This window comes from Actinokineospora fastidiosa (genome assembly GCF_014648415.1).
GTDB classification, from domain to species: Bacteria; Actinomycetota; Actinomycetes; order Mycobacteriales; family Pseudonocardiaceae; genus Actinokineospora; species Actinokineospora fastidiosa.
On record NZ_BMRB01000003.1, the window covers coordinates 513000 to 530949 of the forward strand.

Below are 17950 nucleotides of genomic sequence, written 5' to 3' on the forward strand. Positions count from 1 at the left end.
CGACCGGTGCGGAGCGTGCGCTCGGCGGGTGTGGCCCGTGCGCTCGGCCGGAACGGAGTGCACGTGCGGCGGGGTGGTGGTGCGGGCGGTGTGGCGCGTGCGCGCGACCGGTGCAGAGCACACGTGCGGCGGGGTGCTGGTGCGGGCGGTATGGCGCGTGCGCGCGACCGGTGCAGAGCACACGTGCGGCGGGGTGCTGGTGCGGGCGGTATGGCGCGTGCCCGCGACCGGTGCAGAGCGCTGGTGCGCGCGGCGGAGTGCGGTGGTGTCCGGTGCGGCGCGGTACAGCACCCCCCGTCACCTCACCAAGCAGTCGACCCTTCCACCCCCTTCCCCTCGTCCTGGCCGTCTTTAACCCTGGGAGGGCGGTGTCAAGGGCAGGCGAAGCCTGTCGCGCAGCGACGCCGAAGGCGCCCTTTACTCCGCCATCCCAGGGTTAAACAATCGAGGCCGAGGGGAGAACACGCATCCAGAGCACGTGTGCAACATAGAACTCTGTCAACAGAACCAACCCATCGACCAGACCTCAGCCCCACTGGGCAACCACGGTCACCGTCCCCGGCTCCACCTCAGTGAACCCCGCATCCCGCACCGCCACCGCTCGGTCCCTCTCCCATGAGACGTCGGGGTTCCACTCGCCAGGGCGAGACAGCCGAACCGCGCAGTGGCAGTCCCACTTGGACAGGTCCACCCCGTCCGCCTCGGCCATGGCGGCCAGCAGCATCGACCCGTGTCCCACCTGGGCCGCCAGCTTCCCCACCGTCATCTCCACCGTCGGGTTCACCCACAGCACCGGAACCCCGTCCGCGACGGGTCCAGGCTCGTCCATCGGCAGCTCCGTGCCGCTGATCTGCAGCCTGCTGACCGTCTTCGGCGTCTCGTCCACCGGCCACGGCAGCAACGCCCGCGCCGAGGCCCCGTCGACCGACACCGTCACCCCGGGGAGGTCCTGCACCGCGTGCCAGTGCGCCCCCCGCGCCCGACGGGAGACCTTGCGGATGCGCCCGTCGATCCACGCCGACACCAGCGGATGCCACTCCCCGCCCTCCTGCGCGCGTTCGTCCAGGCACACCGCCACGGCCGCGGCCGCTGCGGCCTCCAGCAGCGGCGTACGACCCGGAAGGTCCCGCTCCACGCGCAGGATCACCGGCATGGCGCGCACCACGCTGGGCTCGGCGCCATCCCGGTCGAACAGCCCCGACAGAACGCTCACAGCCGCGACGGGGTCAGGCCGTCCGCGAGGTCGGCGGCTTCCACCTCTGCCCGCGTCACGCCCAGCATGAACAGGACCGCGTCCAGGTAGGGGCTGGACACCGCCGTGTCGGCGATCTCGCGCAGAGCGGGCTTGGCGTTGAACGCGACACCCAGACCCGCCGTCGAGAGCATGTCGATGTCGTTGGCGCCGTCTCCCACCGCCACGCACTGGGCGAGGGGGATGTCGTACTGGTCGGCGAAGCGGCGCAGGGCCACGGCCTTGCCCGGGCGGTCGACGATCTCGCCGACGACCTTGCCGGTCAGCCTGCCGTCGACGACCTCCAGCTCGTTGGCGGCGGCGAAGTCCAGCCCGAGGTCGTCCACCAGGCGGTCGATGATGGTGGTGAAGCCGCCGGACACGACGCCGCAGCGGAAGCCGAGGCGCTTGAGCGTGCGGATCGTGGTGCGGGCGCCGGGCGTCAGCTCCAGGTCAGCGGCGACCTCGTCCAGCACCGACTCCGGCAGGCCAGCCAGGGTCGCCACCCGGCGGCGCAGGGACTCGGCGAAGTCCAGCTCGCCGCGCATGGCGGCCTCGGTGACCTCGCGGACCTCGGCCTCGCAGCCCGCCTTGGCCGCGAGCATCTCGATGACCTCGCCCTGGATGAGCGTGGAGTCGACGTCGAAGACGATCAGGCGCTTGGCCCGCCGGGCCAGCAGGTCGCGCTCGACGGAGATGTCCAGGCCGACCCGGGTGGCCACCTCGACCAGCGCCGAGCGCAGCGCGGCGTCGCCCGCCTCGGTGTCGTCGTCGACCGAGACGCGCAGTTCGAGCCCGGTCACCGGGTAGTCGGCCACCCTGCGGATCGCGTCGATGTTGGTGCCCAGGGCGGCCAGCCTGCGGGCCACCTCGGTGAACGCCCGCGCCGTCATCGGCGCCCCCAGCACCACCACGACGTGCGACGAGCCGATCCGCGCCCGCGAGCCCGGGTCGACCCCGATCTCGACGTCCACGCGCATCGCCACCGACGCCATCGCCTGCTCGACGGACTCCTGCAGCCCCTCGGCGTCGTGCCCGGCCGCGACGAGCACCCCGAGCACGAGCTGCCCCCGGATGACGACCTGCTCGACGTCGAGGATGTCCACCCCGTGGCGGGTGAGCACGGCGAACAGCACCGAGGACACACCCGGCTTGTCGGGGCCGGTGACGGTGATCAGGACAGGTGTGGATGCCACTGGAGAACCGTTCCTTTTCAGTGGTGAGGGGTGGGCTCGAGCCCTGGTCCTGGCACTGCGCGCGTCCCGAACGGTGGTGGGTGCGCTGGTCGCCCGCGGTCCCTGGTCGGTCCCCGTCCGGCCGGGCGCATCGTGTGCGCGGACCGCGACGGGGCTGCGGGCTCCTGCCCGCCCTCCGGCACCGGCCTGGTCGGTCCGTGCCCGAGGGCGGCGCCGCCTTCCGCCGCCGATACGGCGTCATGGCGGTTCTCACTGGTCACTGGACGGCGCAGGCGACCCCGCGCGTCGCCGACGAGCCGCTCGGCCGCGCCCAGCGCGGCGAACGGCCGACGCCGGTCCCGCCGCGGAGTCACGTCCACGCTCCAACCGTACCCACGCCGTCCCACCGACACAGTCAAACAGCAGCCGCTGACGCGACGAGGCCCCGCACTGGGCGGGGCCTCGACGGTCTAGTTCGGCAGCGTGGGATCGCCCTTGGAGATCTCGTCCGGGTTCATCTTCTCGGCGACGATCTCCGACGGGGCAGGCCGGTGCTTGGCCGAGCCGACGCCCACGTACTTGTCGTGGTGGGACTGTTCGATCATGTGCGGGTAGTGCAGATCGAACGCCGGGCGCTCGGAGCGGATCCGGGGCAGCTCGGTGAAGTTGTGGCGCGGCGGCGGCGAGCTGGTGGCCCACTCCAGGGAGTTGCCGTAGCCCCACGGGTCGTCGGCGGTGGTGATCTCGCCGTAGCGGTAGCTCTTGAACACGTTCCAGATGAACGGCAGCGTCGACGCGCCCAGGATGTACGCCCCGATCGTGGAGATCATGTTGAGCGTGGTGAACCCGTCGGTGGCCAGGTAGTCGGCGTAGCGGCGCGGGAAGCCCTCGTTGCCCAGCCAGTGCTGGACGAGGAACGTGCCGTGGAAGCCGATGAACGTGGTCCAGAAGTGCAGCTTGCCCAGCGGCTCGTCGAGGAACCGGCCGGTGATCTTCGGGAACCAGAAGTAGATGCCCGCGAAGGTCGCGAACACGATGGTGCCGTAGAGCACGTAGTGGAAGTGCGCGACGACGAAGTACGTGTCCGAGACGTGGAAGTCGATGGCCGGGGCGGCCAGCAGCACGCCGGTCAGGCCGCCGAAGAGGAACGTCACCAGGAAGCCGACGCTGAACAGCATCGGGGTCTCGAAGGTGAGCTGGCCCTTCCACATCGTGCCGATCCAGTTGAAGAACTTCACACCGGTCGGGACGGCGATGAGGAACGTCATGAACGCGAAGAACGGCAGCAGCACCGCGCCGGTGGCGTACATGTGGTGGGCCCACACGGTCATCGACAGGGCCGCGATGCCCAGGGTGGCGTAGATCAGACCGCGGTAGCCGAACAGCGGCTTGCGGCTGAACACCGGGATGATCTCCGAGACGATGCCGAAGAACGGGAGCGCGACGATGTAGACCTCGGGGTGGCCGAAGAACCAGAACAGGTGCTGCCAGAGGATGACGCCGCCGTTCTCCGGGTCGAAGACGTGCGCGCCGAGCTGGCGGTCGGCCAGCAGGCCGAACAGCGCCGCGGTCAGGATCGGGAACGCCAGCAGCACCAGGATGCTGGTGATCATGATGTTCCAGGTGAAGATCGGCATCCGGAACATGGTCATGCCGGGGGCGCGCAGGCAGACGATCGTGGTCAGCATGTTGACCGCGCCCAGGATGGTGCCGAGACCGCCGACGGCCAGACCGGTGATCCACAGGTCGGCGCCGACGCCGGGTGAGTGGATCTTGTCCGACAGCGGGGTGTAGGCGAACCAGCCGAAGTCGGCGGCGCCGCCCGGGGTGAGGAAGCCCGCCATCACGATCAGGCCGCCGAAGAGGTACAGCCAGTACGAGAAGGCGTTGAGCCTCGGGAAGGCGACGTCCGGGGAGCCGATCTGCAGCGGCAGGACGAAGTTGGCGAAGCCGAAGAGGATCGGCGTCGCGTACAGCAGCAGCATCACGGTGCCGTGCATGGTGAACAGCTGGTTGTACTGCTCCTGGGACAGGAACTGCTGTCCCGGCACGGCCAGCTCGCTGCGGATCAGCATGGCCATCGCGCCGCCCACCATGAAGAAGGCGAACGACGTGACCAGGTACATGATGCCGATCTGCTTGTGGTCCGTCGTGCGGAACAGCCGCAGCAGGTACGAACCCTTGGCCTTCGCGCTGGCCGGGTACGGCCGCGTGGCGATCGGCTTGGGGGCTACTGCAGTCACTCCTGCCTCCTGCACTGCCTTGTGGTGGGACTACTCGCGGGTACCCGACGAGCACCCGGGAGGATCGTAGCCCTCCGGGTGGGGCCGAGCGCGGCTGGGCTCTGACCGGTTTCGGTCCAGTTGCCCAGGTCACACCACATCACGCCGCGCCGCCTCCCGGCCGTACCGCGTACTGGCGCAACACCAGGTCGGTGAAGGTGACCGGGCCGCGGGGCCCGGGGACGCGGTCGAGGTTGATGCCGGTCTCGGGCACCCCGAGCAGCTTGAACCCGTCGAGCAGGCGGGTCGGGGCGTTCCAGAACACCCCGGTGCCGGTGTAGGCGGCGAAGAACGCCTCCGCCGCCTTCTCGTCGGTGGTGACGATGCCCGCTGCCAGGCCGGACGTGTCCTCGTTGGCCACGCGCACCGCGTGCTGGAGGTCGTCGACCGGGGCGATGGTGACGGTCGCCTCGTTGTCGCCGTCGAGCGCCCACTCGTAGCCGATGGGGTGCTCGTGCGGCGGCAGCGACGCCCGCACGCCCGCCTTCTCCAGGGCGGCGGTGATGCCCGGGAGGGCGGCGTCGTAGACGGCCTTGTGGACGAGCAGCAGGTTCAGGCGGTTGCAGACGCCGAGCCGGTCGAGGCTGCGGGTGATGAGGTCGGCGGCGAAGTCGGGGTCGGCCTCGGCGTCGTAGTAGAGGACGCCGCCGCCGTCGGCGTGCGCGAGCGTGCGGACGCCGTGCTGGGCGGCCCTGCGGTCGAGCTCGCGGGTGGTCTCGCCGCTGCCGCGCACGATGACCAGCGGGATCAGGTCGGGCAGCTCGACCAGCGCGCCCGCCGCGGCCCGGTCGGGGGTGGGGACGAGCTGGATGACGTCTTCATCGATGCCGACGTCGGACAGGCCGGGGGCGATGACCCGGTCGAGGAGCGCCTGGGCGCTCCTGAGCGCGGCCGACCCGGTGCGCAGCACCCCGGCGTTTCGGGACTTGACCAGCTGGGAGGCGACATCGATGGTGACGTTGGGCCGGGCCTCGTAGTTGGCCCCGATCACCCCGACCGGCTTGCGGACCTCGATCAGGTCGAACCCGCCGTCGAGCGTGCCCACCTTGCGGCTCGCGGCCGGGTGCGGGACGGACGCGAGCAGGCGCAGCTGCTCGGCCATGCCGTCGAGGCGCTCCTCGGTGATGCGCAGCCGGTCGAGCAGGCCGCCGCTCATGCCCGCCGCCTCGGCAGCCGCGACGTCCTCGGCGTTGGCGGCGAGGACCGCGCCGCGGGCCGACGACAGCCGGGCGGCCATCTCGCCGATCGCCGCGTCGATCGCCTCGTCGGTGGCGGCGGCCAGCGCCGGGGCTGCCCCCTTCGCCTTGGTCGCGCAGCTTCTGACGAGGTCGAGGATCTCGGTCACGCGGGCTTCCCTCTCGTCCGTGCTGGTCAGGAGGCCAATTGTGCCGTGCCGCTAGGTCGGCTGGCGGTCCGGGGCGGCCAGCAGGGCGCGCAGGGTGTCGGTCAGCACGCGGACGGGGATGCCCGGGTCGATGACCCGCTGGATGCCCAGGCCGATGCCGAGGCTGAGCAGCGCGGTGGCCAGGTCGGCCGGGGGCAGGCCCGCCGGGCCGGTGCGCTCGGCCCAGTCCCTGGCCAGGGCCTCGATGGCGCCGCGCACCGCCTTGTCGCGGGCGGCCAGCTCGGCGCGGAGCCCGGGGTCGCGGTGGGCGTGGACGGCGAACTCGACCTCCAGCATCGTCCAGCCCTCGTCGCCGACCATCCGCTCGGCCCACTCTGCGAGGGCGGTGACGGCCTCGTCGGGGGTCTTGCCGACGACGAGGGCGGCGATCTCCTCGATGTGGCCAGCGTGGATGTCGTCGAGGACGGCCAGGCACAGCTCGTCCTTGTTGCGGAAGTTGGAGTAGACCGCGCCCTTGGAGAAGCCCGCGGTGTCGGCGACCTTGTCCAGTGACGTCGCGTGGTACCCGTCGTGCAGGAACATCTGCCGGGCGGTGGCGACCAGCCGCTCGCGGGTGCGGGCCTGGCTCTGCGCCCTGGTCAGTCGTGCCATACCGGCAGCGTAATCAGGGCACGAGCAGCCAGGCCGCGGCGACGGCGAGCGCGCCGGTGTTGATGACGGCGAACATCCCGACCCAGAACAGCCCGGGCGCGCCGGTGAGCCGGTGCAGCTGGTCGGCGTCGGAGTCGCGGGCGCGGCCGCGGCGGCGCTTGCGCTGCAGCTCGAACACCGGGCGCACGCCGCCGACGAGCAGGAACCAGGTGATGAGGTAGGCGAACGCGGCCTTGACCTCCTCGGTGGCCAGCCACGACACGGCGAAGAGGACGCCGCCGGTCACCAGGACGGACAGCACGCCGTAGAGGTTGCGGATCATCACCAGGACCCCGAGGAGCAGCACCGCGCAGGTCACCAGCACCACGCCGACGCGCTCGGACAGCAGCAGCCCGGCGAACGCGAGCCCGAGCACCGACGGCGCGAGGTAGCCCGCGAGCGCGGTGCACACCATCCCGGGGCCGTCGGTGCGGCCCCGGGAGACGGTGACGCCGGAGGTGTCCGAGTGCAGGCGGATGGACGACAGCCGCCTGCCCGCCAGCAGCGCGACCAGCGCGTGGCCCGCCTCGTGCACGATCGTGACGACGTTGCGCGCGGGCCGCCACAGCGCGTCCCACAGCACGACGAGCAGGGCGGCGGCCGCGGTGATGAGCACCATCGCCGCGGGCGGCTGGAACTGCTCGCCGAAGATGTCGGAGATCACGCAGGCGATTGTCCCGGAGCGGTCCATCCGGCGACCGACTGCAGCTGCCTGCGCATCACGATCGGGGGCGTGGCGCGCACCACGAGGTTGCGCAGCGCCTGGCCCCTGCGGCGGTGCACCATCGCCCCGACCTGCCGCGACCGCTTGACGATGCCCTGCGCGCGGGGTCGGCGCACGGCGTCGTACCGGGCCAGGCCGTCGGGCTCGTGGGCGTGGGCGGCCAGGGTCACCGCGTCCTCCAGGGCCTGGCAGGCGCCCTGGCCCAGGTTCGGGGTCATGGCGTGCGCGGCGTCGCCGACCAGGGCGACCGGTCCGCGCGCGAAGGACGGCAGGTCCGGCTGGTAGTAGAGGTCGTGGCGGAGCACGGCGCCCGGGTCCGCGGCGGCGAGGACGGCGGGGATCGGGTCCGGCCAGCCCGCGAACCGGCGGCGCAGGAGGGCCAGCTCGTCGTCGACGGGCGCTGTCTGGGCGGAGGACGCGTAGCAGTAGACGGTGTCCTCCCCCATCGGGAAGACGCCGAAGACGAGCCCGTCGCCCCAGGTCTCGCTGCCGTCGAAGGCGGGGATGCCCGCGTGCGGGACCACCATCCGCCACGCGGTGTACCCGGCCGGGCGCGGGGCCGGGGCGTCCGGCCAGAAGACGGCGCGGACCCGGCTGCGGATGCCGTCGGCGCCGACCAGCAGGTCCACGGGCGTCGAGTCGACCACCGGCCTGCCGTCCTCGACGCGCGGGTCGTCGATCCGCGTGCCGGGGACCAGGCACTCGGCGGGGACGGCGGCGCGCAGGATCGCCAGCAGGTCGGCGCGGTGCAGCATCACGACCTCGTCGTCGGAGCCCGTCCCGCGGACCAGCCACCGGCCCGCGCGGTCGCGGAAGCCGCCCTTGCCCGGGTGGCCGCCCGCCGCCCTGACCTGGTCGCCCACGCCGAGGGAGTCCAGGGCGGACAGCGCGTTGGACCACAGGGAGATGCCCGCGCCCACCTCGCCGAACTCCGGGGACTGCTCGTAGACCCGCACGTCCCAGCCGCGCCGGACCAGGGCCGCCGCGGTGGCCAGGCCGCCGATGCCGCCGCCGACGATCGCCGCCGTTCGCATAGCCATCCTCCCTCTACAGGTGTAGAGCAACTCTACACTCGTAGAGTGACTCGACGGGACCAGGTGACCGACGCCGCGATCGCCACCCTCGCCAGGGACGGCCTGCGCGGGCTCACGCACCGGGCCGTCGACCGGGCCGCCGGACTGCCCGAAGGGTCGTGTTCGTACTACTTCCGCACCCGCCACGCGCTTCTCGTCGGCACCGTGACGCGCATGGCCGACCTGGACACGGTCGACCTGGTCCCCGCCGATCTGCCGCCGATGGACGTCGACCACCTCGCCGCGCTCGTCGCCGACCTTGTCGAGCAGGCCTCGACAACGCACCGGGACCGGATGCTCGCGCGGTACGAGCTGTCCATTGAGGCCACGCGGAGGCCGGAACTGCGGGCAGCGCTGACCGCCGTCGGCGAGCGGTACCGCCAGTTGGCCATGCGGATCGTGGCCGCGACCGGGGCAGGCGACGCCGAGCGGAAGGGCCGCGCGCTGGTCGCCTTCCTCGACGGGCTGATCTACGACCGGATCGCCGGGGCGGGCGCGCGGGCGCTTGCCACCGAGGAGATCCGGCAGTCGGTGCGGGAGTCCCTGACCGGCATCCTGGGCCACCCGTCCGGGTCATGAACCCGCGCTCGATCCTCGCCATGCCCCCGGCGCTGTGGTTGACTGGCCGTGGTCGCTCGCTTCGCCGCCGTGTTCGCCCGGCATCGAAACCCGCGTCCGCCGACACATGTACGGCCGCCCCCGCGGCCACAGCAGGACAGCTAGGAGACAGGCATGGCCCAGGGCACCGTGAAGTGGTTCAACTCGGAGAAGGGCTACGGATTCATCCAGCCGGAGGATGGCAGCTCGGACGTCTTCGTCCACTACTCGGAGATCCAGTCGAGCGGCTTCCGCACCCTCGAGGAGAACCAGAAGGTGCGCTACGAGATCGGCCAGGGCACGAAGGGCCCCCAGGCAACCGGCGTGACCGTGATCAGCTGACAACCGTTCCACGAGATACTTCCGATCGGGCTCCACGTGCCGTGTGGGGCCCGATCGTTTCGTTCGCCAGTCCTTTCGCCGAAAGAAACCACCATGACAGTGCAGAGCATCACCGGTCGGATCGCCGAGCAGCTCGGGGTGCGGGAAGGACAGGTCGTCGCGGCCGTCGACCTGCTCGACGGCGGGGCGACCGTGCCGTTCATCGCCCGGTACCGCAAGGAGGTCACCGGCGCGCTGGACGACGAGCAGCTGCGCACCCTGGAGGAGCGCCTGCGCTACCTGCGCGAGCTGGAGGAACGGCGGACGGCGATCCTGGAGTCCATCCGGGAACAGGGCAAACTGGACGACGCGCTGACCGCCCAGATCATGGCGGCGGACTCCAAGGCCCGGCTTGAGGACATCTACCTGCCCTACAAGCCCAAGCGGCGCACGAAGGCCCAGATCGCCCGCGAGAACGGGCTCGAGCCGCTGGCCGACGCGCTGCTGGGCGACCCGACGCTGGACCCGCCCGCCACGGCCGCGGCGTACCTCGGCGAGAACGTCGCCGACGAGGCCGCCGCGCTGGAGGGCGCGCGGGCCATCCTGGTCGAGCGCTTCGGCGAGGACGCCGACCTGATCGGCGAGCTGCGCGAGCGCATGTGGACCCGCGGCGCGATGGTGTCGAAGGTGCGCGAGGGCAAGGAGACCGACGGCGCCAAGTTCGCCGACTACTTCGACTTCAGCGAGCCGCTGGCCAAGCTGCCCTCGCACCGCGTGCTCGCGCTGTACCGCGGGGAGAAGGAGGAGGTGCTCGACCTCACCCTCGACCCCGACCCGGACGCGGACCCGTTGGCCCGCAGCGACTACGAGGTGCGCATCGCCGCCCGGTTCGGCGTGGCCGACCAGGGCCGCGCGGCCGACAAGTGGCTGATGGACACGGTGCGCTGGGCGTGGCGCACGCGCATCCTGGTGCACTTGGGCATCGACCTGCGCGGGCGGCTGCGGCAGGAGGCCGAGGACGAGGCCGTGCGCGTCTTCGCCGCGAACCTGCGCGACCTGCTGCTCGCCGCGCCCGCCGGGACCCGCGCCACGCTCGGCCTCGACCCCGGCTTCCGCACCGGCGTCAAGGTCGCCGTCGTCGACGCGACCGGCAAGGTGGTCGACACGGCCACGATCTACCCGCACGTGCCGCAGCAGCGCTGGGACGAGTCGCTGGCGGTGCTGGCGAAGCTCTGCGCCAAGCACCGCGTTGAGCTGCTGGCCATCGGCAACGGCACGGCGTCGCGGGAGACCGACAAGCTGGCGGGCGACCTGATCAAGCGGTTCCCCGAGCTGCGGCTGACGAAGGTGATGGTGTCGGAGGCGGGCGCGTCGGTGTACTCGGCGTCGGCCTACGCCACCCAGGAGCTGCCCGACCTCGACGTGTCGCTGCGCGGCGCGGTGTCCATCGCGCGGCGGCTGCAGGACCCGCTGGCGGAGCTGGTGAAGATCGACCCGAAGTCGATCGGCGTCGGGCAGTACCAGCACGACATCTCCGAGGTGAAGCTGTCGCGCTCGCTGGACGCGGTGGTCGAGGACTGCGTGAACGGCGTCGGCGTCGACGTCAACACCGCGTCAGTCCCGCTGCTGACCCGGGTGTCGGGCATCGGGGCGTCGCTGGCGGAGAACATCGTCGCCCACCGCGACGCCAACGGGCCGTTCCGCTCGCGCACGGGCTTGAAGGAGGTGCCTCGGCTGGGCGCGAAGGCGTTCGAGCTGTGCGCGGGCTTCCTCCGCATCCGCGGCGGCGACGACCCGCTGGACGCCTCCAGCGTCCACCCGGAGTCCTACCCGGTGGTCCGCCGCATCCTGGCCTCCACCGGCGGTGACCTGACGGGCCTGATCGGCAACACGGCGACCCTGCGCTCGCTGAAGCCGTCGTCGTTCGTGGACGAGACCTTCGGCCTGCCGACGGTCACCGACATCCTCGCCGAACTCGAGAAGCCCGGCCGCGACCCCCGCCCGGCCTTCACCACCGCGACCTTCGCCGAAGGCGTCGAAACCCTGGCCGACCTGCGCCCCGGCATGACCCTGGAAGGCGTGGTCACCAATGTGGCCGCCTTCGGCGCCTTTGTGGACATCGGCGTTCACCAGGATGGTCTGGTCCACGTGTCGGCCCTGTCGAAGACGTTCGTGAAGGACCCGCGCGACGTGGTGAAGTCCGGGGACGTGGTCAAGGTGAAGGTGCTGGACGTGGACATCCCACGCAAGCGCATCTCCCTGACCCTGCGCCTGGATGACGAGGTGCAGCCCGGTGGCGCGAACGGCTCCGGCCAGCGCGGCCGCGGCCAGGGCTCCCAGCCCGACCGAGGCCGACGCGGCCAGGGCGACCGAACCCAGCGCGGCCAGGGCGGCGCCGGCGGCCAGGGCAACGCTGGCGGCCAGGGCAACGCTGGCGGCCAGAGCAGCGGCGGCCGCGGCGGCCAGGGCAGCAGCGGCGCCCACGGCAGCCCGGGCGACCGCGGTCAAGGCCAAGGCGACCGAGCCAACCGCGGCCAGAACCGAAACGGCGACGGCCACCGCACCGGCCAGCGCGGCACCAAACCCAACCGCGACCGCCGCGACGCCCCCGCCCCCTCCGGCGCCATGGCCGAAGCCCTCCGCCGAGCCGGCTACAAGGGCTAACCCCAAGCCCGCACCGCCTGCTCGACCGGACCGATGCCGGTCGGGCCCCAAGCCCCCACCACCCTGCCCGACCCGACCGATGCCCGTCAGACCCCAAGCCCCCACCGCCCAGCCCGACCCGACCGATGCCCGTCAGACCCCAAGCCCCCCACCGCCCAGCCCGACCCGACCGATGCCCGTCAGACCCCAAGCCCCCACCGCCCAGCCCGACCCGACCGATGCCCGTCAGACCCCAAGCCCCCACCGCCCAGCCCGACCCGACCGGTGCCGGTCGGCCCCCCGCTCGCACCACCCTGCCCGACCCGATCGTTGCCTGTCGGACTCCAAGTCCACTGGCTGCCCGCCCGCAAACGGCGGCCGGTCGACCGTGCCCGCGTGACCACCATGCGCCGGTCGACCGGCTCCGGGCCGCGCCTTCCACCGCAAGCCAAGCTCGGTGCCCCGCACCACGAGTCGCCACCTCGTCCGCGGGTCCTCATAGGCACCAACCTTGCCGTCCCACGACTCAGATGACGCGATCATATGACGTGATCATCCAGATGTCGCCATCATCCAGATGACCTCATCATCCGTATGATGCCGTCATCTGAAGCTGGGATGGCCTTGTCATCCGAGTGATCGGATCATCTGGATTTCGGATGGTCTCGCCATCTGGATGATCGCGTCATCTGACGTGGTCAGTCGTCGACCAGTTCGAGGTCGGACATGGTGCCTATGGTGAGCATCGTGTTCATGCCGGTCACCTGGAGCACTCGGGCGGCGGCTGGGGAGAGGTCGGTCAGCAGGAGCCAGCCGCCCATGCGGTGGAGGCGGGCCTGCACCGCCAGGAGGGCGTTGACGCCCGCGCACCCCATGAACTCGGTGTCCGAAAGGTCCACCACCAGCCCCGGCTCGGGCACCCGCCGGTCGGCCACCGCGCCCAAGAGGAAGCGTTCGAGGACTCCGGCGGCCACCAGGTCGATCTCTCCACCCACAGCGACCTGGACCACCCCGTACGCGGGTGAATCGTCCAAACGCAGTTCCACGGGCCACCCCCTGGATCGGGTCGGAAGTACGACGCTACCCGCTGTCCGCCCGGCGTTACGACCCACGAACGAGTGAGAAACCTACTCCGGCTCGCTCCTCAACATGCGGATCAGTTCCAGGACCGGCAACCCGCAAAGTGCCGATAGCGACTCCAGCGCCGCGTAGTCCAACTCGCGCACGGCCGTCGCGTGGCGGCCGACCTCGGCGGCGGCCCAGCGGCGGGCGGGCACCAGTTCGGGCCGGTCGTCGGCGGCCAGCCGGTGCAGGTCGACCCGCAGGGTGGCCGGGAACTCCTCGTTCATGAGCCGCCGGTGGACCCGCTCCAGCAGGTCGTGCGGCGACGCGTCGAGCGCGCCGCACAGTTCGACGAAGCGCACGACCGTGCAGGAGCGCGTGCCCGTCTCATAGGACGCCAGGGCCTGCGCCGACAGTTCGCCGGGCAGGCGCTGCACCAGCTGCGCCCGTGTCCACTTGCGCCGCAGGCGCAGCCTGCGCAGCTCCCGCCCTAGCGCGCGCTGATATGCCGCACCGTCCATGTCCCCTGCCCGGCCTGCCAAGGCGACGCCGTCCCCGACAGCAGTCTGACCTGCAATTTTCCGACGAGGGAAACGCTACGGCCTTCGTCGCCCAACCGAGCCGCGACAAGCGAACTCTCGCACTATCGAGTGAGGACCGAGCACGGTCAGTGGGAACCCCGTCACCTGTCCGATTACCGGCCAGTAGACCTGGACGCGCGGCCGGGCGCGGCAGATACTGCCTGGGCACCGTGCCTTCGCACCCCCGCATCGAGGCCCGCCGCAACCCTCCTCGGCGGGGCGGGGGCAGCGACCGCCGTGCGCGCCCCGGGCCGGTCCGTGCCGTACCGGTTCCGGGGCGCTCTTTCAGCGGAGCAGCAGCGCCACCGCGGCGACCAGCCCGGGCAGCACCGCGCACACCACCGCCACCCGACCGTCCATCACGGACCGATACCGCCGCCGCGCCCCGATGACGCCGAACGCGGCCGCGCACGCCAACACCACCCCGGCGAGCACGAACCCGAGCGGCCCACGAGCCCCGTGCACGATGAGCGCCCCCACCCCCGCGCAGGCCAACGCCGTCCGGTTCCACGCGAGCCGCGTCCGCTCGGCCTGCAGCCCGCTCACGACACCAACACCAGGACGAGCACGACAACCCCCACCAACGCCACCCCGTACGCGATGACCGCCAACTCCGGCGCCGACGGCAGCGCCCGCCCCGCCCGGATCGCCTCCTGCGCCCGCCGCCACCGCCGATGGCTGAGCCCGGCCACCCCCGCCCCGAACAGGACGAGCACCACCCCGAGCACCGTCCGCACGACCGGCGGCCCCAGATCGGGCAAGTACTGCGCCACCGCGACCCCCGCGGCCACCAACGCCAACGCCGTCCGCACCCACGCGAGGAACGTCCGCTCGTTGGCCAGCGTGAATCGGTAGTCCGGCTCGGTCATGCCACTCCCCTGTCCCCGAGATCGTATGGCGACACCCGCCCCCCGGCGCACCGAGACACCCGCGCACCGAGGCCGCTGGGAGCAGGCGCTGAGGGGGGTCGGCGTGCCTAGCGTTGCGCAGGGGCGGCCGTGGGGATGGTGATGGGGGGCTGGGTCAGGGGGTGGGGTATTCGGTGATCTCGACCTCGACCCCGGCCAGCACGTCTTCGTCGATGGTGCCTGCCACCGGGGCCGCTACTGCGGCTGCCGACCAGGAGACGGCGGTGCGGAGGCGGTCGGGCCAGGGAGTGGCGCGGGACAGGCCGTCGGCCAGGGCGGCGACGGCGGCGTCGCCCGCGCCGGTGGGGTTGCCGTCGATGCGGGGGCCTACGGCGCGCCAGGTGGCGGTGGGGGTGGCGAGGATCGAGCCGTCCGCGCCCAGGGAGACGACGACGGCGGAGGCGCCCAGGGCGAGCAGTTCGCGGGCGCCCGTCAACGGGTCGTCGACGCCTACCGCGGAGCGGAGTTCCTCGGCGTTCGGCTTGAGGATGTCGGCGCCCGCGGCCGCCGCGGCGCGGAGGGCGGGGCCGCCGACGTCGACCACGGAGGGGACGCCGAAGTCCTTCGCCAGCTTGACGAAGCCCGCGTAGGCGTCCTCGGGTGCGTCCGGCGGCAGGCTGCCCGAGCAGACCAGCACGGACGCGCGGCGCAGGTGCTTGGCGATCAGGTCGCGCAGCCTCGCCCAGTCCATTTCGGACATCGGGCCGCCGGGCTCGTTGAACATCGTGGCGTCCGGCGGGTCGGCGGCGACGACGGCGACGGTCATGCGGGTGGCCGCGGTGACCGGGAGGAGTTCGTGCGGCAGGCCGGACTCGATCAGGTCGGCGCGCAGCGAGTCGCCGAGGATGCCGCCGACCGGGCCGACGGCCAGCGTGGGCACGCCCATCTGGGTCAGCACGCGGCTGACGTTGAAGCCCTTCCCGCCCGCCCGCTCCAGCACCGACCGGATGCGGTGCGTCGTGCCCGGCACGACGCGGTCCACCTGGTAGCTGACATCCAGCGCCGGGTTGGGCGTGCAGGTCAGGATCACCGCGCGTTCACCTCCGCGCCCAGCACGCCGAGCAGCCGGGCGACCTCGGCGGCCACGGCGTCGCGCGCCGGGCCGAAGTACTTTCGAGTGTCCACAAGAGACTCGCTTGATCCTAGTGCCGCGCGCACCGTCGAGGTGAAGACCTTGTTGAGGTGTGTGGCGATGTTCACCTTCGTGATGCCCGCCCGCACGGCCGCGGCCAGCGTCTCGTCGGGGACGCCGGAGGAGCCGTGCAGCACGAGCGGGACCCCGACCGCGGCGCGCAGCGCGGCGATGAGCTCCAGGTCGAGCACGGCGTCGCGGGTGGTCATGGCGTGCGAGGTGCCGACCGCGACGGCCAGCGCGTCCACGCCCGTGGCCTCGACGAACGCCGCCGCCTCCGCCGGGTCGGTGCGGGCGCCGGGCGCGTGCACGCCGTCCTTGCCACCGATCTCCCCCAGCTCAGCCTCGACGAAAACGCTTGCGGCGTGGCACTGCCGCACCACGTCCCGGGTCGCGGCCACGTTCTCGGCGTACGGCAGGCGGGACGCGTCGAACATGACCGAGCCGACGCCCAGAGCGATGCCCTCCCCCACCAGGTCCGTGGACTCGATGTGGTCGAGGTGCACGGCGACGGGCACGTCGGCGGACCGCGCCACCGCCATGCACGCCAGCGCGATCGGCTCCAGCGAGCCGTGGTAGCGCACGCAGTTCTGGCTGATCTGCAGGATCACCGGCGCGCCGACCCGGGACGCGCCCTCCACCAGCGCGTAGGCGTGCTCGAGCTGGATGACGTTGAACGCGCCGACGCCGCGACCGGCGGCCAGGATCGACGCCATGGGCACCATCGGCATCAGGCGCCCGCCAGGATGACCGAGCGGCTGAGGCTGCGCGGGCGGTCCGGGTCGAGGCCGCGCCGGGCGGCCATCGCCACCGCGACCCGCTGGGCGAGCACCAGGTGCGCCATCGGGTCGACGTCGCTGGTGACGAACAGCGCGCCGGTCGCGGCGACCTCGGCGGCCAGCCCCTCCGGCGCCGCGCCGAACATCCAGATCGCCCGGCCCGGCTCGGCGATGCTGATCGGGCCGTGCCGGTACTCCATCGCCGGGTACGCCTCGGTCCAGGCGTTCGCGGCCTCGCGCAGCTTCAGCGCGGCCTCCATGGCCAGCCCGACGGTCCAGCCCCGGCCGAGGAAGGTGATCTGCTCGGCCGAGGCCAGCTCGTCCACGGGCAGGTCGAGCACCGTCTCGGCGTCGGCGGCCGCGGCGCTGACGTCCTCGCCGAGCGAGGCGCGCAGCAGCGCCAGCGTCGAGGTGGCGAACCTGGTCTGCACCACCGAGCGCTCGTCGGCGAAGTCCAGCACGATGGTGCGGTCGGCGATCTCGGTGACGGGCGTGCCCGCCACGCCGGTGATCACGACCGTGGGCACCCGCCCGGCGAAGGCCCTGAGCACGGCCACGACCTCGGTCGTGGTGCCCGAGCGGGAGATCGCCACGACGCGGTCGTAGTCGCGCGAGACCGGGATCTCCGACGCGGCGAACGCGTCGGTGCGGCCCTGGCCAGCGGCTTCCCGCAGGGCCGCGTAGGCCATCGCCATGAACCAGGACGTGCCGCAGCCGACGACGGCGACGCTCTCCCCCGCCGCCACGCCGAGGCCTGCCGCCCCGATTTCGGCGGCCCGTCGCCAGCACTGCGGCTGGCTGACGATCTCGGCGGCCACGAACGACTCGGACATCCGGACTCCCCTGCTCGATAGTGCTCACTTCTGCGCGTCATCATGCAGTTCCGAGCACATTCTGACAAGGGCTGCTTGTCTGGACCACCCGATCGCGATCAACAGGCGCAGGCCATGCCCGCCGGGGCGACCAGCAGGTCGACCGCGCCTCGGGCCACGCCGTCCGCGCGCTCGACCGGCAGGCCCTCGCGCGCCCAGTACTCGAAGCCGCCGATCATCTCCTTGACCCGGTACCCCCGCTTCGCGAACTCATGCGCGGCACGGGTGGCGCCGTTGCAGCCGGGACCCCAGCAGTAGGTGACGACGACCGACGAGAGCGGCACCTCCGCGCCCGCCCGCGCGGCGATCTCGGCGGTCGGCAGGTGCAGCGCGCCGGGCACGTGCCCCTGGTCCCAGCTCTCCCGGGAGCGGGAGTCGACGACGACCAGGTCGGGGACGCCCGCCTCCAGGTCGGTGTGCACGTCGCTGACGTCGGTCTCGAAGGCCAGGCGGGCGGCGAAGTGGGCGACGGCGTCGGCGGGGTCGGCGGGCTGAACACGGTTCACAGCGGTCATGCTGGCCATCCTGGCCGGCG

Annotated in this window: 18 protein-coding genes; 3 read left to right on the forward strand and 15 right to left on the reverse strand. The window is 72.3% G+C overall.

Annotated elements, in window-relative coordinates:
* Window positions 1-526: 526 nt before the first annotated feature.
* The 7 genes from IEY98_RS21345 to IEY98_RS21375 all read right to left on the reverse strand — a co-directional run bounded on the left by IEY98_RS21345 (window position 527) and on the right by IEY98_RS21375 (window position 8481).
* Window positions 527-1153 carry a peptidyl-tRNA hydrolase gene (locus IEY98_RS21345; protein WP_229787212.1) on the reverse strand — a complete coding sequence of 209 codons (627 nt, stop codon included), beginning with the start codon at window positions 1151-1153 and terminating at the stop codon, window positions 527-529.
* Window positions 1154-1209: 56 nt separating this feature from the next.
* Window positions 1210-2427, reverse strand: a complete 1218-nt coding sequence (gene serB, locus IEY98_RS21350; RefSeq protein WP_189212329.1) for a phosphoserine phosphatase SerB — start codon at window positions 2425-2427, stop codon at window positions 1210-1212.
* A gap of 449 nt (window positions 2428-2876) precedes the next feature.
* Window positions 2877-4649 (reverse strand): aa3-type cytochrome oxidase subunit I, encoded by a 1773-nt coding sequence (gene ctaD, locus IEY98_RS21355; RefSeq protein WP_189212330.1) that lies wholly within the window; start codon window positions 4647-4649, stop codon window positions 2877-2879.
* Window positions 4650-4788: 139 nt separating this feature from the next.
* Window positions 4789-6033, reverse strand: a complete 1245-nt coding sequence (locus IEY98_RS21360) for an aldehyde dehydrogenase family protein (protein ID WP_229787140.1) — start codon at window positions 6031-6033, stop codon at window positions 4789-4791.
* A gap of 51 nt (window positions 6034-6084) precedes the next feature.
* Entirely contained in the window at window positions 6085-6684 is a 600-nt protein-coding gene (locus tag IEY98_RS21365) for a TetR/AcrR family transcriptional regulator (RefSeq protein WP_189212331.1), read from the reverse strand.
* A 13-nt stretch (window positions 6685-6697) separates the two neighbouring features.
* On the reverse strand, window positions 6698-7414 hold the full coding sequence (locus IEY98_RS21370) for a M50 family metallopeptidase (protein ID WP_373292419.1): 717 nt from the start codon (window positions 7412-7414) through the stop codon (window positions 6698-6700).
* The gene (locus IEY98_RS21375) at window positions 7384-8481 is read right to left on the reverse strand and encodes an FAD-dependent oxidoreductase (RefSeq protein ID WP_189212332.1); all 1098 of its coding nucleotides are present in this window, start codon (window positions 8479-8481) and stop codon (window positions 7384-7386) included. Before IEY98_RS21375 ends, IEY98_RS21370 begins: the two co-directional genes overlap by 31 nt.
* A gap of 45 nt (window positions 8482-8526) precedes the next feature.
* Here IEY98_RS21375 and IEY98_RS21380 point away from each other — a divergent pair, with 45 nt between their 5' ends.
* The 3 genes from IEY98_RS21380 to IEY98_RS21390 all read left to right on the forward strand — a co-directional run bounded on the left by IEY98_RS21380 (window position 8527) and on the right by IEY98_RS21390 (window position 12102).
* Window positions 8527-9099: a TetR/AcrR family transcriptional regulator gene (locus IEY98_RS21380; protein ID WP_189212333.1), complete on the forward strand. Its 573-nt coding sequence runs from the start codon at window positions 8527-8529 to the stop codon at window positions 9097-9099.
* A 153-nt stretch (window positions 9100-9252) separates the two neighbouring features.
* Window positions 9253-9459: a cold-shock protein gene (locus IEY98_RS21385; protein ID WP_189212334.1), complete on the forward strand. Its 207-nt coding sequence runs from the start codon at window positions 9253-9255 to the stop codon at window positions 9457-9459.
* A gap of 93 nt (window positions 9460-9552) precedes the next feature.
* Window positions 9553-12102 carry a Tex family protein gene (locus IEY98_RS21390; protein ID WP_189212335.1) on the forward strand — a complete coding sequence of 850 codons (2550 nt, stop codon included), beginning with the start codon at window positions 9553-9555 and terminating at the stop codon, window positions 12100-12102.
* A 677-nt stretch (window positions 12103-12779) separates the two neighbouring features.
* Here the strand turns inward: IEY98_RS21390 and IEY98_RS21395 are convergent.
* The 8 genes from IEY98_RS21395 to IEY98_RS21430 all read right to left on the reverse strand — a co-directional run bounded on the left by IEY98_RS21395 (window position 12780) and on the right by IEY98_RS21430 (window position 17930).
* Window positions 12780-13127 (reverse strand): STAS domain-containing protein, encoded by a 348-nt coding sequence (locus tag IEY98_RS21395; protein WP_189212336.1) that lies wholly within the window; start codon window positions 13125-13127, stop codon window positions 12780-12782.
* An 81-nt stretch (window positions 13128-13208) separates the two neighbouring features.
* Window positions 13209-13664: a helix-turn-helix domain-containing protein gene (locus IEY98_RS21400; protein ID WP_189212337.1), complete on the reverse strand. Its 456-nt coding sequence runs from the start codon at window positions 13662-13664 to the stop codon at window positions 13209-13211.
* 345 nt (window positions 13665-14009) lie between these two features.
* Window positions 14010-14270, reverse strand: coding sequence for a DUF202 domain-containing protein (locus tag IEY98_RS21405; RefSeq protein ID WP_189212338.1), 261 nt, complete (start codon window positions 14268-14270; stop codon window positions 14010-14012).
* Window positions 14267-14593: a YidH family protein gene (locus tag IEY98_RS21410; protein WP_189212339.1), complete on the reverse strand. Its 327-nt coding sequence runs from the start codon at window positions 14591-14593 to the stop codon at window positions 14267-14269. Before IEY98_RS21410 ends, IEY98_RS21405 begins: the two co-directional genes overlap by 4 nt.
* Window positions 14594-14747: 154 nt before the next feature.
* Window positions 14748-15662, reverse strand: a complete 915-nt coding sequence (locus IEY98_RS21415; RefSeq protein ID WP_189212340.1) for a 1-phosphofructokinase family hexose kinase — start codon at window positions 15660-15662, stop codon at window positions 14748-14750.
* Window positions 15659-16495, reverse strand: coding sequence for a class II fructose-bisphosphate aldolase (locus tag IEY98_RS21420; protein ID WP_189212341.1), 837 nt, complete (start codon window positions 16493-16495; stop codon window positions 15659-15661). The genes IEY98_RS21415 and IEY98_RS21420 overlap by 4 nt, the downstream gene beginning before the upstream one ends.
* Complete coding sequence (locus IEY98_RS21425; RefSeq protein WP_189212342.1) at window positions 16495-17376, reverse strand: SIS domain-containing protein; 882 nt, start codon at window positions 17374-17376, stop codon at window positions 16495-16497. Before IEY98_RS21425 ends, IEY98_RS21420 begins: the two co-directional genes overlap by 1 nt.
* 98 nt (window positions 17377-17474) lie before the next feature.
* On the reverse strand, window positions 17475-17930 hold the full coding sequence (locus tag IEY98_RS21430) for a rhodanese-like domain-containing protein (protein ID WP_229787142.1): 456 nt from the start codon (window positions 17928-17930) through the stop codon (window positions 17475-17477).
* Window positions 17931-17950 lie beyond the last annotated feature (20 nt).

Coding starts and splice junctions, on each gene's coding strand:
- IEY98_RS21345 (WP_229787212.1), bottom strand. CDS start 1,153: ATGCCGGTGATCCTGCGCGTGGAGCGGGACCTTCCGGGTCGTACGCCG.
- IEY98_RS21430 (WP_229787142.1), bottom strand. CDS start 17,930: ATGACCGCTGTGAACCGTGTTCAGCCCGCCGACCCCGCCGACGCCGTC.
- IEY98_RS21385 (WP_189212334.1), top strand. CDS start 9,253: ATGGCCCAGGGCACCGTGAAGTGGTTCAACTCGGAGAAGGGCTACGGA.
- IEY98_RS21365 (WP_189212331.1), bottom strand. CDS start 6,684: ATGGCACGACTGACCAGGGCGCAGAGCCAGGCCCGCACCCGCGAGCGG.
- IEY98_RS21410 (WP_189212339.1), bottom strand. CDS start 14,593: ATGACCGAGCCGGACTACCGATTCACGCTGGCCAACGAGCGGACGTTC.
- IEY98_RS21370 (WP_373292419.1), bottom strand. CDS start 7,414: ATGGACCGCTCCGGGACAATCGCCTGCGTGATCTCCGACATCTTCGGC.
- IEY98_RS21420 (WP_189212341.1), bottom strand. CDS start 16,495: ATGCCGATGGTGCCCATGGCGTCGATCCTGGCCGCCGGTCGCGGCGTC.
- IEY98_RS21425 (WP_189212342.1), bottom strand. CDS start 17,376: ATGTCCGAGTCGTTCGTGGCCGCCGAGATCGTCAGCCAGCCGCAGTGC.
- IEY98_RS21400 (WP_189212337.1), bottom strand. CDS start 13,664: ATGGACGGTGCGGCATATCAGCGCGCGCTAGGGCGGGAGCTGCGCAGG.
- IEY98_RS21375 (WP_189212332.1), bottom strand. CDS start 8,481: ATGCGAACGGCGGCGATCGTCGGCGGCGGCATCGGCGGCCTGGCCACC.
- IEY98_RS21390 (WP_189212335.1), top strand. CDS start 9,553: ATGACAGTGCAGAGCATCACCGGTCGGATCGCCGAGCAGCTCGGGGTG.